This window comes from Parageobacillus caldoxylosilyticus (assembly GCF_019272935.1).
Lineage (GTDB): Bacteria > Bacillota > Bacilli > Bacillales > Anoxybacillaceae > Saccharococcus > Saccharococcus caldoxylosilyticus.
In genome coordinates this window covers 3,801,535-3,816,834 of sequence record NZ_CP040553.1, presented here as the reverse complement: position 1 = coordinate 3,816,834, position 15,300 = coordinate 3,801,535, and the positions used below count along the sequence as shown (strand labels likewise).

14 protein-coding genes and 2 pseudogenes are annotated in these 15,300 nt (G+C 37.8%); 12 read left to right on the top strand and 4 right to left on the bottom strand.

The genetic code is table 11. From position 1 onward, the window contains the following. Positions 1 to 11 precede the first annotated feature (11 nt). From BV455_RS19350 to BV455_RS19315, 8 genes and pseudogenes are all read left to right on the top strand, one after another. Positions 12 to 1,823, top strand: coding sequence for an IucA/IucC family protein (locus BV455_RS19350; RefSeq protein ID WP_061579000.1), 1,812 nt, complete (start codon positions 12 to 14; stop codon positions 1,821 to 1,823). Then, positions 1,810 to 3,648: an IucA/IucC family protein gene (locus BV455_RS19345; protein ID WP_061578999.1), complete on the top strand. Its 1,839-nt coding sequence runs from the start codon at positions 1,810 to 1,812 to the stop codon at positions 3,646 to 3,648. Before BV455_RS19350 ends, BV455_RS19345 begins: the two co-directional genes overlap by 14 nt. Next, positions 3,639 to 4,424, top strand: coding sequence for an HpcH/HpaI aldolase family protein (locus tag BV455_RS19340; protein WP_061578998.1), 786 nt, complete (start codon positions 3,639 to 3,641; stop codon positions 4,422 to 4,424). The genes BV455_RS19345 and BV455_RS19340 overlap by 10 nt, the downstream gene beginning before the upstream one ends. Further along, the gene (locus tag BV455_RS19335; RefSeq protein ID WP_081804224.1) at positions 4,417 to 5,607 is read left to right on the top strand and encodes a type III PLP-dependent enzyme; all 1,191 of its coding nucleotides are present in this window, start codon (positions 4,417 to 4,419) and stop codon (positions 5,605 to 5,607) included. Before BV455_RS19340 ends, BV455_RS19335 begins: the two co-directional genes overlap by 8 nt. Positions 5,608 to 5,656: 49 nt before the next feature. Further along, complete coding sequence (locus BV455_RS19330; RefSeq protein ID WP_042412285.1) at positions 5,657 to 6,418, top strand: ParB N-terminal domain-containing protein; 762 nt, start codon at positions 5,657 to 5,659, stop codon at positions 6,416 to 6,418. A 225-nt stretch (positions 6,419 to 6,643) separates the two neighbouring features. Beyond that, positions 6,644 to 6,932 (top strand): annotated as a pseudogene (locus BV455_RS21025) (molybdenum ABC transporter ATP-binding protein); the annotation flags it as partial. A 122-nt stretch (positions 6,933 to 7,054) separates the two neighbouring features. Beyond that, complete coding sequence (locus BV455_RS19320) at positions 7,055 to 7,330, top strand: hypothetical protein (RefSeq protein ID WP_201028861.1); 276 nt, start codon at positions 7,055 to 7,057, stop codon at positions 7,328 to 7,330. A 310-nt stretch (positions 7,331 to 7,640) separates the two neighbouring features. Then, positions 7,641 to 8,630, top strand: a complete 990-nt coding sequence (locus BV455_RS19315; protein WP_218687577.1) for a lipoate--protein ligase — start codon at positions 7,641 to 7,643, stop codon at positions 8,628 to 8,630. Positions 8,631 to 8,849: 219 nt separating this feature from the next. Here the strand turns inward: BV455_RS19315 and BV455_RS19310 are convergent, their stop codons facing one another. Further along, positions 8,850 to 9,395, bottom strand: a complete 546-nt coding sequence (locus tag BV455_RS19310) for a TipAS antibiotic-recognition domain-containing protein (protein ID WP_081804226.1) — start codon at positions 9,393 to 9,395, stop codon at positions 8,850 to 8,852. Positions 9,396 to 9,409: 14 nt separating this feature from the next. Next, the gene (locus BV455_RS19305) at positions 9,410 to 9,655 is read right to left on the bottom strand and encodes a MerR family transcriptional regulator (protein ID WP_042412393.1); all 246 of its coding nucleotides are present in this window, start codon (positions 9,653 to 9,655) and stop codon (positions 9,410 to 9,412) included. A gap of 498 nt (positions 9,656 to 10,153) precedes the next feature. Here BV455_RS19305 and BV455_RS19300 point away from each other — a divergent pair, with 498 nt between their 5' ends. Further along, a complete protein-coding gene (locus BV455_RS19300) occupies positions 10,154 to 10,663 on the top strand; it encodes a TIGR00366 family protein (RefSeq protein ID WP_244404789.1) in 510 nt (169 codons plus the stop codon). 113 nt (positions 10,664 to 10,776) lie between these two features. Beyond that, entirely contained in the window at positions 10,777 to 11,205 is a 429-nt protein-coding gene (locus BV455_RS19295; RefSeq protein WP_017435413.1) for a hypothetical protein, read from the top strand. A gap of 89 nt (positions 11,206 to 11,294) precedes the next feature. Here the strand turns inward: BV455_RS19295 and BV455_RS19290 are convergent, their stop codons facing one another. Continuing rightward, entirely contained in the window at positions 11,295 to 12,539 is a 1,245-nt protein-coding gene (locus BV455_RS19290) for an MFS transporter (RefSeq protein ID WP_042412390.1), read from the bottom strand. A gap of 43 nt (positions 12,540 to 12,582) precedes the next feature. Continuing rightward, a pseudogene (locus BV455_RS19285) lies at positions 12,583 to 12,955 on the bottom strand (VOC family protein). Between the two features lie 238 nt (positions 12,956 to 13,193). On the opposite strand from BV455_RS19285, the gene BV455_RS19280 reads away from it, so the two are divergent. Beyond that, positions 13,194 to 14,018, top strand: coding sequence for an ABC transporter ATP-binding protein (locus BV455_RS19280; protein WP_042412388.1), 825 nt, complete (start codon positions 13,194 to 13,196; stop codon positions 14,016 to 14,018). A gap of 595 nt (positions 14,019 to 14,613) precedes the next feature. After that, the gene (locus BV455_RS19275; protein WP_042411453.1) at positions 14,614 to 14,982 is read left to right on the top strand and encodes a Na-translocating system protein MpsC family protein; all 369 of its coding nucleotides are present in this window, start codon (positions 14,614 to 14,616) and stop codon (positions 14,980 to 14,982) included. The last annotated feature ends 318 nt before the right edge of the window (positions 14,983 to 15,300 follow it).

The window sequence follows — 15,300 nt, the reverse complement described above, 5'->3', positions numbered from 1 at the left end:
AATGAAACAACGTGTTTACAAGTTTACATACCAAATCCAGTATGTATTTAGCAAAAATGGCAGAAGTACAACGTTTATTAAATTCGTACCTAAGAGAAAAAGAGATTTTTGATCCAAGGATCATCAATGAGCGTAATGATTTATCATTGAAAAAAACAAAAGATGGCGCATTGTTTCACCTATTGTTAGAACAGACCGGGTATGAACTTTTAGGGTATTTTTCATTTTGGTCAGCAACTGGTCATCACGAATATGAAGATACATTTTATGTAAAACCTTTGGAAAATGAAACATGGATGCCGGCAAATGCCGATGAAGTAATGAATGTAATTGTAGAGGAATTGGCTTTTTTGGAGAAAGATGCAGCGGAACGTAATCGCAAAAAACTAGAATTACGATCTCACATGGAAAACAGCATCCATAAGACCGCTCTTTATCTTAAAAATTCGATACATCAGGAAGAGCGTAGTCAAAAGAAACCAGTATTTTTACAGTCTGAACAATCATTGTTGTTAGGACATCCGTTTCACCCTACGCCAAAAAGTTCAGAAGGTTTTTCAGAGTACGATTTACCGCTTTATGCTCCAGAATTAGGTGCTTCCTTTACGTTGCACTATTTCGCTGTAGCAAAAGATTTAATATTCGAGGAATTTATTGATGGACATGCATTAGATTTTGGGGACGAGTTTACGGAAGAAGAGAAGAGCCATATTCGCAGCCAGATTGGAGACGAAAATCATCAGTATCGATTATTACCTCTTCACCCGTGGCAGGCAAATTATATAAAAATGATTCCATTCATTAAAAAGTGGATAGAAACCAAGAAAATCATTGACTTGGGAAAGATGGGAAGAAAGGTGTATCCAACGGCTTCGGTACGCACGGTATGGGTGCCGACACATAATTTTTTCTATAAGCTGCCGCTACATATTCGAATTACAAATTTTATTCGTACCAATACACTAGAACAAATCCGACGCACTATCGACGCAAGCAGAGTGATCAAGAAATTACTTCGACAAGATAACCATTCATCATTTGGTATTTTATTAGAACATGGTTTTCGGGCGATTTTTTCCCCGATGTTAACAGAGAAAGAAAATGAGATATTAATTCAAAATACAGCAGTTCTTTTACGGGAGGGGCCAGCGGAAATAAATATCAATGAACACGAATCATTATATGTTGCGGCTTCATTACTGGAAAACCTCCCAAATAGCGATTGCAGCATTTTGGCACAGCAAATCCGCCAGTACAATCATAATGAGGAAGAGTGGCTGCGTCAATATTTACATGTAACACTGAAACCTATTTTATGCTTATTTGCAGAAAAAGGAATCAGCCTTGAAGCACATGCACAGAATTCATTGATCATACTTAAAAACGGCTGGCCGGAGAAATGTTACGTACGCGACCTTGAAGGAATTAGCATTTCACGAGAGCATGCTGACAAACTTGGTTATTTTTCGGGATTAATAGAAAAAGAGAGTCCTGTTATATATAGCGATCAAGAAGCATGGAAACGATTCATTTATTATTTCTTTGTCAATCACCTCAGTCATGTCGTATCCAGCTTAGCCAAAATAAATAAATTAGATGAGTATCAGTTATGGACTGTAGTTCGAAACTTTTTACTTGAACTGGAGACGGAAACTGCCAGTGATATGTTAAAGCGTGCCGTTGGCCGTTTATTAGATAGTCCTTCTTTGCCAGCCAAGGCGAATTTAATCAGTCGCTTTTTAGAGCGTGGCGAAACTCCTTTATATGTTCATATACCAAATCCAATTTATAGAAATAGAGGTGGAAGTCATGATTCTAGGTAAAGAAGAATGGTTTTATGAATTAGAACAGTTATTTCAATCTCAAGAGTACCGTAATGTTCGGAGGAGAATCTTTCGTCAACTGGTAGAATCATTAATCTATGAAAATATAGTAAAAGCCCAAACATATCCTTTAAACAATGGAAGGATGCAATTTGAAATAAAAGGAAAAGACAAAGATGGCAATCCGGTAACGTACATATGTGGCGGAGAACGGAAAATGAGTTTTCAACGCATTCGAATTTGCGAGTCCCTCATTCGAAAAAGTGGGCATGTGGAAGAGGAAGCGCGTTCATTTTCATTGTTTCTAGAAGAAATTGCGCCTTACATACAGGCAGATGAAACAAAACTTAAAACATTTGCTGAAGAGCTAAACCAAACATTAATAAAAGATGCGTTGGCACAATATCGGCGGAAAAGGGTTAATTACCGTCAACCTGCTACCTATGACGAAATCGAAAGTGCTGCAATGGAAGGACATCCGTATCATCCTTCCTATAAATCAAGAATCGGATTCAACCTAGAAGATAACGAGCAATTTGGACCAGATTTTCAGCCTTCCTTTTCTCTTATATGGCTAGGAGCACATCATAGTGTCATAGAATTATCCATGTCTCAAGCTATCAATTATAAAGAATTTATCCAATCTGAACTTGGAGAGGATTATGAACGATTTGTACAAAAAATAACAGCCTATCATCTAGATGCCAACGACTACTATTTTATCCCTGTGCATCCTTGGCAATGGAGAGAAATGATTCTTCCATTCTTCTTTAAAGAAATAGAAGAGAGACGTTTGATACTGCTGGGAGAAGGAACCGATCGATACGTTCCTCAACAGTCGATTCGGACATTAACCAATCAAACCAGCCCAGAAAAATGCTATGTAAAATTGGCATTAAGCATTACCAATACTTCAACAAGCAGAATTTTAGCTCCGCATACAGTGGAGAACGCGGCAAAAATTTCAGACTGGCTGCAGACAATAAAAGAAAAAGATGCGTATCTCAAAGATGAATGGAAGACGGTGTTTTTAAGAGAAGTGATGGGAATATCCTATCAATCACATGTATTTACGCAATTCGAAAAAGAAAAGACTTATGGTGCATTATCCACTATTTGGCGAGAAAGCATTCACTCTTATTTACAAGAGGATGAAGAAGCGTTTCCTTTTCAAGCAATGTGCAGTATGACCAATCAACAACGCCCGCTTATTGATGATTGGATAAAAACGTATGGACTGGAAACATGGGTCAAACAAATGTTGAATGTTTCCGTTACTCCGTTGATCCATTTACTGTATGCGCATGGTATCGCGATGGAATCGCATGCGCAAAATATGATACTGATCCATAAAAATGGAATGCCGACACGTTTAGCATTAAAAGATTTTCACGATGGTATTCGATTTTCAAAAGAGGGTTTGAATGATCCAACACTTTGCCCATTATTAAGACCAACACCGGACATTCATGCAAAAGTTAATCGTAATTCATTTATTGAAACGGATGATTTATTGTTAGTACGCGATTTTGTTCATGACGCTTTCTTTTTCATTAATTTGTCGGAAATTTGCTTGTTTTTAGAAGAGTATTACGATTTTCCGGAGGCGAGTTTTTGGAAAATGGTTGCTGAAGTAATTCTTCAGTATCAACAGCGCTTTTCACATCTTGCCGAACGTTTTCAGCTGTTTCCTCTTTTTGCTGAAACCATTCAGGTCGAACAGTTGACAAAACGAAGAATGTTCCCGGAAACAGAATTAAGAATACAGAAAGTCAAAAACCCATTGTATGTGGTTTATGAGGAGATGAAACAGCAATGTTCATAAATCATGTCAAACAACTGCTTAAAGATGGAAAGCAAGTCTTTGGCCTGTTTTGTTCCATTCCTAACCCGCTTATCGTGGAGATGATAGGGTATGCAGGATATGATTTCATCATCATTGACACAGAACATGCGTCTATTAACCCTGAGACAGTAGAAAATATGATTAGAGCTGCTGAAGCGGCTGGTTTAACTCCTTTTGTAAGAGTAAGTGAAAACAGTGAAGGGGCCATTTTAAGAGCGCTTGATGCAGGTGCAAAAGGAGTTGTTGTTCCTCATATTCGCACAAAAGAAGAAGCGGAAAGAGCGGTTCGTTCGAGCCGCTACTTTCCACTCGGCATGAGAAGTCTCAACGGTGGAAGACCGGCTCGATTTGGAAAAGAATCGTTAACCTCATACATTCAACAAGCCAATAAAGAAGTGATGGTTATTTTCATGATTGAGGATGAAGAAGGATTAAAAAATTTACCAGATATTTTATCTGTTCCAGGTGTTGATATGGTTTTAGAGGGGGCGGCAGATTTATCCCAATCACTTGGAATGCCGTGGCAAACGCGCTCAAGTATTGTCAAGAAAGAAATCGAAAAAATTTTCCATATATCAATAGAGAAACAAATTCCTTTTTGTGCCATTCCTCGGGCACATGAAGATTTTGTCCAATGGTTGAATCTCGGAGTTCAAGTTTTTGTGGTCGGCGATGATCGTGGCATTTTTTTCCGAACTCTTAGAGAGAATTTAGAATTCAAAAAGGAATATAGAAAGGGGAGTCAGAGTGAATAACGTCATCGAAACAATTAGGCATCTCAGTGTGAATAGTGATCAGCCAATTTGTGCTTATCTTTATGATCTACAAACCTTAAAGAATCATGTTTTGAAGGTAACAGAAGCTCTTCCAGCGAACTGTGAGATGTTTTATGCGATGAAAGCAAACTCAGAAACGAGTATATTGAAAGCTGTTTATCCATTGGTTTCAGGATTTGAAGTTGCGTCATTAGGAGAAATTAAAAAAGCAAGAGCGATTAGTCCTACCGTACCAATCATATTTGGAGGACCCGGAAAGACAGATGATGAAATAAAAGGAGCCATCACACATCAAGTGCAACTGATTCATGTTGAAAGCATTCAGGAATTACAAAGAATTGCATGGATGGCTGAGCAATTAAAAACTACTGTATCTATATTACTTCGCGTCAATTTAATCGGGCCATTTCCATCAGCAACGCTACATATGGCGGGAATACCGACACAATTTGGAATTGCTGAGGATCAAATGGATGATGCTATTCGTTTCGCACTATCACGCTCATCATTGAAATTAATGGGATTTCATTTTCATTCTGTTTCCAATCAATTAGATGCCAATAGTCATTTACAGTTAATTAGGCTATATATCCAAAAGGTGAAACAATGGAAAAAGAGATATAATTTGTCTATTTCATATGTAAATGCAGGAGGTGGAATAGGGGTAAATTATGAGAATTTGGCCCAACAATTTGATTGGAATACTTTTACTAACCGGTTGAAAGAATTACTAGAAAAAGAAAACTTTCAAGATACGAAGCTTATATTTGAATGTGGACGATTTTTGACAGCATCTTGTGGTTATTATGCTGTTGAAGTATTAGACATTAAGGAGAATCATGGAAAAACATTTGTAGTCGTACGCGGGGGGACTCAACACTTTCGTCTTCCTGTTTCTTGGCAGCATAACCATCCATTTGAAATTATTCCGATTGAAAAATGGACGTATCCGTTTCCAAGAAAAGGAGTACAGCAAACAAACATCACTATCGTAGGTCAACTTTGTACTCCAAAAGATGTATTTGCCAAAGATGTGTTCGTCCATCACCTTCGGATTGGCGATATTATCCTTTTCCGTTACACAGGAGCGTATGGTTGGGCAATTTCACACCATGATTTTTTGAGCCATCCTCATCCAAAGCATATTTACTTAGATACATAACGTGTAACATTTTCAACATAAACATATTTAATCAAAGGAGGAGTCATTCTTGAAAGAGGTTATCACTTCTTTAAAACTCGTTCCTATTAATCAGTTGCGTTTACACGAAGAATATGAGCCGTCTAGGCTTGAAAAAACCATTACACAGATTAGGAAAGATCAATTTCTTCGTCATCCAATACTAGTGACAAAGCTAAACGACGGAAGTTATTTAGTACTCGATGGAGTTCATCGCTTAAGCGCATTAAGGGCTATCGGATGTAGAAAAGTTCCTGTTCAGGAAGTGGAGAAAAAAGACTTTTCCAATACAGCGTGGAATCACCTCATCTCAACCGGGGAATGGTATGAAAAAATGTTGAATGATTCATCCTTGCCATGGGTTCGTGAAGAAAAAGAAGGAACTATATTTGTAGAAGGAGTATCTTCTGAAAATAAATCACATTTTCTCTATCTAGAGGATATTCAATCCGATCTTTTAGCCTATTGGCATACAGTTGTTTCCTATTATTCCAAACAGTATCCTGTCATTCGTATTCCTAAAGAGGATGAACATCTTCCTCCAAAAGGATATGTGCTAATCAAATATCAGCCTATAAGCTACGAAGCAATAGAAGCTTATGTTACAAACGGATGGATGTTTCCAGCTGGAGTGACTCGATTTATCATCAATGGCCGTTTGTTAAATTTAAAAGTGCCGCTCGCTTTACTAATGGACCAAAGCGAAAATATCCAAGAATGGATGAGGCTCATTGAAAAGTGGGAAAAATCGTTGCGTTTTTATAAAGAACAAGTTTATCTATGCGAAATATAAGTGTGCAGTTATGAACAACTTCACTCACTCCTAATTTGGCGGATGATTTTATATACCGATTATGCGGACGAGAGGAAATATGCTGGCAGCAGGGAGAAAACCCTCGATTGCTTTTTACCGTTAAACGTAAACCATCATCAACATCAGACACATCTAATAACTCAATTTTCTTATATTAATTAGGATATTTCATAATATTAATTTAAACTAGAGAGGCAGTGTGAAATAGGATTAGACATGTTAGCAAGGGAAGAGATTTTGTCATTAACGAAAGAAATTATGGCCCATCAGCAATGCCGTGTACTATAAGAAATTGTAGAAGCGATGACACACGTATTATTGTTAAAAGAGGGACAAATTGTAGCTGCGGAACGAAAAGAAGAGGTATTAACAGATGAATTGTTATCAAAGCCATTTCAATTGCGCTGAAGTTCATTGGGAAAATAATAGACCATGGGCTTCCATATATAAAAATATTGGTTTGACAAAATTTGCGAAGGTAGAATCAAAATAAGTAAAAGGAAACTTGGCCCTCCAAGTTTCCGTTATTTATTTTTATAGTTGCAAAATCACATAGGATGGCTCAAGAATAGTTAAAAGATGCGAAGGGAAAGAGTCATTTTAATTTGAAGAAGGGTGAACAATTTATGCGTACTATTATTGATTATTACTCATCATTTGATCAATATAGAAGATATTAAGCCTTTTATGGAATCACATGGCTTTGAAACGTTAAATCTAATTGGCTCGACTAACATTGGCGCTGCTTTGTCACCAGAACAGTGGGAATATTGGAAAAACCGTGGAGAGCATGAGTTCACTCAACTTATTGATCTATTAAAAGAAACAGCGACAAATCCTTATGTTTTTGGAATATCAACTCATTTGCTTTACATTGGGAGAAAAAAATGATAATCTATTTGTCAAACACATGAGTAGTAACACGATTTCCCGTTAGATCGACTTTATTCATTTCAGCCGGTGATAAACCGAACAGAAACCGCGCTGGCGAATTTGTCAATGATCTGAATACAGAGGGAGAACTCCCAGATTGCCAAAAAAGGAAGGTAGCATTTTTTATTTATTTTATATTTTAGAAATTATAAAAAATAGAATTATGTGCTAAATAATCAATGAAATTAAAACAAAAAATACCTAAACAACCAAGCAGTCAAAAAACGGAATATGTAAGGGATTTTCCTGAATCGAGGTGCATGGAAAAATGTTGTTTATTGATAATAAGGGGATTACGGATCCGAGAATTAATTTGGCAATCGAAGAGTATGCCTTAAAAAACCTCGATATTAATGAAACGTATCTATTGTTTTATATAAATGAACCTTCCATTATTATCGGAAAAAACCAGAATACTATTGAAGAAATTAATACAGAGTATGTAGAACGGAATGGGATTCATGTCGTCAGAAGACTGTCAGGTGGCGGAGCCGTTTATCACGACTTAGGAAATTTAAACTTTAGTTTTATTACGAAAGATGATGGCGATAGTTTTCTTAACTTCCGAAAATTCACGGAACCTATTATTGAAGCGTTAAAAAAACTTGGTGTTAATGCGGAATTAAGCGGTCGTAACGATATCGTTGTAAAAGGAAGAAAAATTTCAGGGAATGCTCAGTTTTCAACAAGAGGGAGAATGTTCAGCCATGGCACGTTGTTATTCGACTCGAAAATAGAGAATATTGTTTCAGCACTTAATGTAAAAAAAGATAAGATTGAATCAAAAGGAATTAAGTCCATTCGCAGCCGGGTAGCAAATATTTCTGAATTTCTAAAAGAAAAAATGACAATAGAAGAGTTTCGTTCCGTTCTGTTGGAAAGTATTTTTGGAAAAGACAAGGAGATTCCTGAATATGTCTTGACGGAAGAGGATTGGGCTAACATTCACAAGCTTTCTATAGAACGTTATCAAAATTGGGAATGGAATTACGGAAAATCGCCTAAATTTAATCTTCAGCATTCACACCGATTCCCGGCAGGCCAAATAGATGTGAGACTCGAAGTTCAAAAGGGGATAATTAGAAATTGCAAAATTTACGGTGACTTTTTTGGAGTCGGAGACATAGGGGAAATCGAAGCAAAACTTATCGGAAAACGATATGAGAAATCTGAAATTGAAAAAGCATTGCAAGATGTTGATATTAAGCATTATTTCGGAAATATTGAGAAAAAAGAATTTATCGATTTAATATATTGAAAGAACAAAAGGAGCAAGCGCCCTGTTTAGTCTTAACAAGCATAAGACGAATCGTGCAAGAGTCGATAGACTCCAGAATGATTGGCTAGACCAGCCGAGGTGGGCGCCGTATTAAAAAAGTGTCTATTTGCAAATATTCCTAGCAAGTAGGCAATGAAAAGCTTTGGCCTTTTCTCGGTATCAATCGAGGAAAGGCCGTTACATTTTTCTTGAATCTGTTTATCTGTTTTTATTCTTGTGATATATGATGCAGGCCTCTTTGATGAACTCTCTTTCATTATCTGGAATCATATAAATTTTGGGCTTCTCTTGATCTGGTAATGAGTTGAAGTTTTCCCAAATCTTTTTCATGCCTTCCTTAATATCCGGGTCGCCTTGTGAGCGACGATGGATCATCTCCATCAAAAATTCTGCAAGTTCCTGTGCTTCAGGGCTATCAGGACTGGCGCCTTTCTTAACAAGTTTTGTCAATGATTCTCTAAATAATCGATATTGATTGATATGTTGGTTGTAGTCTTGTTCTGTCCAACCTTTCGCAGTTAATTTTCGCAACGCTTCTTTTGAATATGATTGTTTTACCAATTCTCTCATTGTCTTTCGCTCTTTGGCAGTGAGATATGGATTTACCCACTCCGGTTTCATTTGTATCACTTGGATCGTATTTATAATGGAGTCGTAATCTATTTTATTTGACGTTAAAGCATTTTCTACGTTTTCAATTGCTTCGATTATTTTTTCGATTTGAGCAATCTTTCTTTTCATCATTGCTTTCTGTTGCGTTAATCGTTTTTAAAAATGTTTAGCATCAACTTTAAGAAAATCTTTAATTTTTTTAGAGAAAATCCAAGAAACTTTAGAGATAAAATATATTGCAGTTGAATTAGATCTTCATCTGTATAAAGTCGATGACCTGATTGATTATGCTTTGGTACCAACAAGCCTAATTTATCGTAATAGCGCAGCGTTCTAACGGAAACAGAAGCCTTCCGAGCAAACTCGGTGATACGGTAAAAATTACGATCCAAGTGGTTCCCTCCTTTCTATTTACAGGATAAAGGGTGACGTAATGTCATAGTCAAATGGTTTTTGTATAAAAGTTCTTTCCTAATTTAATAATCTGCCAGTTAGCATTAGATTCTGGACAAGAGAAAGGATTACAAGTTTTGACCCCTATCTGCTAATCAGCGAGGCGCCACGATGGTTTTTTATGCAAAACAAATGCTAGGCAGATAGAATTCATAATGAAAGAGAGACATATTATCATTTCTGCCAGAAGCGATGTAATCCGAATTGATTCCCATTTTTACAATACACAAGATGCAAGCTCACGATCGTTGTTAGGTGAAGTTGTATCTTTTGACCGTTTTGGCTGAAGCATGGTGCAAATCATGACAATGGAACGAATTTTCTGCTGTAAATTCAATATCGTAACGTTCACCCGGAACAATACTCAACGAAAATATTTACACCCCAGTCCTAAACGATGGAAGCAGACCCGCTTTTAAAAGGGATTTAAAGTTGATGTGAATACAGTTAATTTACTTTTCTTTTTTACGGGCTTGTTGTTGCACGGTACTCCTCTATCATATATGAAAGCAATCACAAACGCTGCGCGTGGTACAGCTGGCATTTTGATTCAATTTCCTTTTTATGCGGGAATTCGAGGGATGATGGAGCAATCAGGGTTAGGTGGTGTCATTACGAATGCCTTTATTTCTATTTCTAATGAGCATACTTTTCCGATTCTTGCCTTTTTAAGTTCAGGCGTAATTAACTTCTTTGTTCCGTCTGGCGGAGGGCACTGGGTTGTTCAAGGACCATTCATTATGCCTGCTGCTTCTTTAGGAGTAGATCCGGGGATTGCGGCGATGGCTATTGCTTACGGTGAGGCATGGATGAATATGGCTCAACCGTTTTGGGCACTCCCTGCTCTTGCCATTGCGGGTTTAGGAGTGAGAGATATTATGGGGTACTGTGTCACTACGCTACTGGTATCTGGAATTATTTTTATGATTGGATTGTCGTTTTTCTAGATTTCCTGCAAATCCAAAAAGTTGATACCATAACAAGTTAATAAGTGTCTATATTCGAAATAATCGTATTTAGTCCATCCCCCTCGAATGCAAAGGAGGATTTTTGCTGGAGCGTGCAAAAAAGGTATGGAGATAATGTTGAAGTGTTTTTGGAAAGGAGTGACAATATTATGATACGTTTGGATCATTTTGTCGTGCATATCGACCAAGATCAAACAAAATTAGAATCCCTGAAAGACAAAATAGCGCCAATAGGCTTTCCGTTCAATCCAACCTCCGGTAAGAGGACCAAAGGATTTCAGGTAGCAAATATTTGGATTGGAGACCGATACTTAGAGTTGATTCTGATGGTGCCGCATAGATGCGGCATGGGTGTCTCTCATGGAAGAACGAATTCACTTCCATCATCTGTGGTGAAGCTCGCTTCATGGTTGGCTAACGGGTGGCGATACTTCAATAACAGTATCGCTTTTTTGTCCAAGGCTGAAAGTACAGAGGCTTTCTCTGAACTCAGAGGGTGTTCCAAAAGTGGTTACTTTTAGAACCCCCTCATTTACATTTTAATGGACACAAACCAATATTTTCATCATCTGTGGTGCTGCACCGCGGCCTGGCTGGCTAATGGGCTTTGTTAATTTTTATTTATTCCGGCTTCAGCTGTTTTAAGCATTCGGAACATCGGGAGCATGACCAGAATGCCGATGACGAAGAGAGCGGCAGAGGCCTGATAGATCGTGAATAGGGAGAATTGTTTTTTCAACAGACCAGCCAAGCTCATCGTGATTACCATCGAACCCATGAACAGAGGGGTCAATATTCCGTTAACACGTCCTACGAACGTTTCATCGGTATTGTTCAGTATAATCGTATTAATGCCGATATGGAGAGCAGGCATGAATAAGCCGATGATAAACTCAGCCATTAAGGTAAGCCAGAACATAGTGGACCAACCCATCATAAAAATTCCTGCAGCCATGCTTCCCATCCCCAGCATCAGCAGGATGTGCGGCGCAATCCGATTGGAGAATACCATTGCCACAGCGCCACCGATAATCATGGCTGCTCCATGGGCTGTGAACAGCCATTGCAAGTAATTCTCTTCCAGACCAAGGCGCTCTGTTACCAGAAAGATGGCCAACGGGTGGATTAATCCAAGCCCTAACCCAGCAGCCATGAAACCGCCTCCCAAAGTCACAAGAATCTTGCGCGACCACACATATTGAAAGCCGAGCTTCATTTCATCCCAGAGCGATGTCTCACTTTCGTCCTTCTTCTCCATCCGGTCGGGAGGCAATAAGGTCAGTACGAGAGCAGATAATAGAAAAGCTATGCCTACTACCATCATAGAGATGTAGATACCGAATTGTTGAAAGACAAACGTGCCTAATATCGGACCGATGATCATGAAAATAGCCATCATTGTCTGGAATAATGACATACCCGCCTGCATCTGTTCTCCCGGAACGTGTACTTTGAACAACTTCATCCCCGAAGGCTGAGAGAATTGCGATAGGATCGCGGAGACGAATGTTGCGAGGAAAACAGCCTTCCATGTGCTGAACAGGAGCGCCATTAATATGACAAATATCGATATAGCGCTTAAGAAGTCGCACCAGATCATCGTTCGTTTTGGTCGCCAACGGTCTGCAAACGTACCGCCAATAAAGGAGAAGATAAAAATCGGTGCAAATTCGGCCACCGATATGAGTGAGACGGCAAGCGCATCCCCATCTGTCTTCTCCGTGACAAATAATAGAATAGCAAAGTTGCGTACCCAAATGCCAACCTGAATAAACAAACCAGCTGTCATAATCGTTTGGATGAAACGATTGCGTAATAGTGAAGCCATAGATGGATTTGAGTTGGTTGATGACATAAGAATAACCTCTTTAATCTAAAAATTGGCTGTCAACTAACTGTTAGCTTTTTGCAAGGTTTAATTGCCATGAAACACCATATTTATCTTCCACCCAACCAAACTTTTCACTAAATGGATAAGCAGCTAATGGCATTAGAATTTTGCCATCTTGCGATAACTGCTTAATCGGTATCACATGTTACAAACAGCGATATTGCAGGAGTAAAAGGGTGCTCTTGCTTGTTGCTATTATCCATAGCCATAAACGTTTGTCCTTTTAATGTGAATGTAGCATGTAATACTGTTCCATCTTCATGATGAAAAACACTATTTATTTCTGACTGGTCAAATACAGAGGTGTAAAAATTCATTGCCTCTTCAGCCTTGCCATTGAACATGAAACACGTAGTAATTTTTTGATTTGAATTTCCCACTTATAACCAGCTCCTTTTATGAACATGTAAGAACGACATTAAATTCTAGTCTCAATAAATGAGCGAATATACGTTCCTATTACTGTATTATCTGTGAGCAGACACAAATTGTCAACTGTTACAATTTTATCTTTTTAAACAGAACAGAAATATTCGCATAAGAAAGCCTTGTTTTTGGAACTACTCACTGGCCTGTTGATTTGTTATAATATTCTTAAAAATAGAGGGGTAGTGTGAAATGGAAAATATCATAAGTATGAAAAATGTGTCCTTGATAAGAGGAAATCGAGTTATTTTAAAGGATATAAATTGGGAAGTAAAAGAAAAGGAACACTGGGTCATATTAGGTTTAAACGGTTCAGGAAAAACATCCCTATTAAATATCGTAACAGGCTATCAATATCCGACAAAAGGGGAAGTTTCTGTTTTAGGACATCCATTCGGGCAAACAAACTTGCCTGAGCTGCGAAAGCAAATCGGATTTGTTAGCAGTTCTCTTGACCGGTTTAGTCAAACTTTAAAATCGGAAACGGTAGAGGATATTGTGATCAGCGGTAAATTTGCTTCGATAGGATTGTACGAAAAGGTGATCAATGAGGACCGAGAACAGGCGGAACAGCTAATGGCATCTTTTCGAATCGATCACTTAAAGGGAAAAACGTATGACACATTATCAGAAGGAGAGAAAAGAAAGGTACTTATCGGAAGAGCGTTAATGGCAAAACCGAAATTGCTTATATTAGATGAGCCGTCTATAGGATTAGACATTTTAGCAAGGGAAGAGATTTTATCATTAACGAAAGAAATTATTGCCCATCAGCAATGCCACGTACTATATGTCACTCATTATATTGAAGAAATTGTAGAAGAGATGACACACGTATTATTGTTAAAAGAGGGACAAATTGTAGCTGCAGGACCAAAAGAGGAAGTATTAACAGATGAGTTTTTATCAGAGACATTTCAATTGGCGCTGAAAGTTCATTGGGAAAATAATAGACCATGGGCTTCCATACATCAAAATATTGGTTCGACAAAATTTGCGAAGGTAGAATCAAAATAAGGAAAGGAAACTTGGTCCTCCAAGTTTCCTTTATTGCTTTATTAGAGTGGTTTTTTATTGCTGCGGGAAGGATAACGGGAAATTCTTGGCCTGCAATTGGGACCCTACCATATGTCCAATCATCTGTTCGAAGGCGTCTATCAAAGAGGAATTTACACAGTAATATGGACTTGCCCCAAAAAGCTCCATATGGAATATTATTGCTTTTTAATGTTGACATACTGTATAATCGAAGACAAATTTATAATTAGACATAGCAACCGAAAGAGGTTTATTTGATCTTCTAATTAACTAGGCACTTTTACATATTGTCAGTCCTTTTTTTGTGAAAATAACGGTGAGTCCAGGCTGTTATTTTCATGAAGTAGTGGGGGCGAAATTACTTATGGATGTTGATATTGACTTAAGTAACAAAGAAAAGAATAAGATTAGATTGATATATTTCTTGACTAAGAAGCTATATCAGTTGCAGTTTGATTTTACATCCGACTGTCCGCCCACCGCGCTATCGTATCATCCTATACGGAGATAAAGATGTAGACGGAAAGAGAAAATGATTGTTGCAACTTATATAGGCTAGAGGGGAGAATTCATAATGAACAAATCAAAAGGCTTTATGGAAGCGGAAATAAGTAAAGCATTAACGAAATGGGAAAAAGATTTCCTTGGACGAGGTTCAGTATCTGTGAAGACAGATATTTTGCGAGATATGATTATTGTCTCTTTGCACGGGATTCTAACCCCTGCCGAATATTCACTTTGTGAATCAAAGGAAGGAAGATTATCGGTAAAAAGAAATCGATCCAGCTTGGTTGAATCAGGAGAGGAAGAGCTGAAGGAAATTATCCTAAATATAACTGGGGAAAAAGTGAAGAGTTTTCACACTGATTTAAGCACTCGTACAGGAGAACGGATCATGGTGTTCAAATTATTTAATGATCTTGAGAAAAAACTTTTAAAATAATATAATAGATAATGTTATATAAATTTATATATTATCACTAACATTGATAACATCATTATGTTGGATAACTGAATAACCAGTTTCAACGTGTCGGTAGACCTTCAAAAAATCTGTGACTGTCGTGGATTTGTTGAAGGTAAACCGAATGAAGCATTAGGGTTAAATAAAGGAAGGTAGATCTTCAAAAAATCCATTAAGGATTCGTTGAAGATAAACCGACTATGTGCAATCCATACAGCGGCCATTACCTTTTTCAGGTTAAAAAGGGGCACTCAGTATGGATGACATAGTCGGTTTTTTTGTTATTAAAGGGAGAGG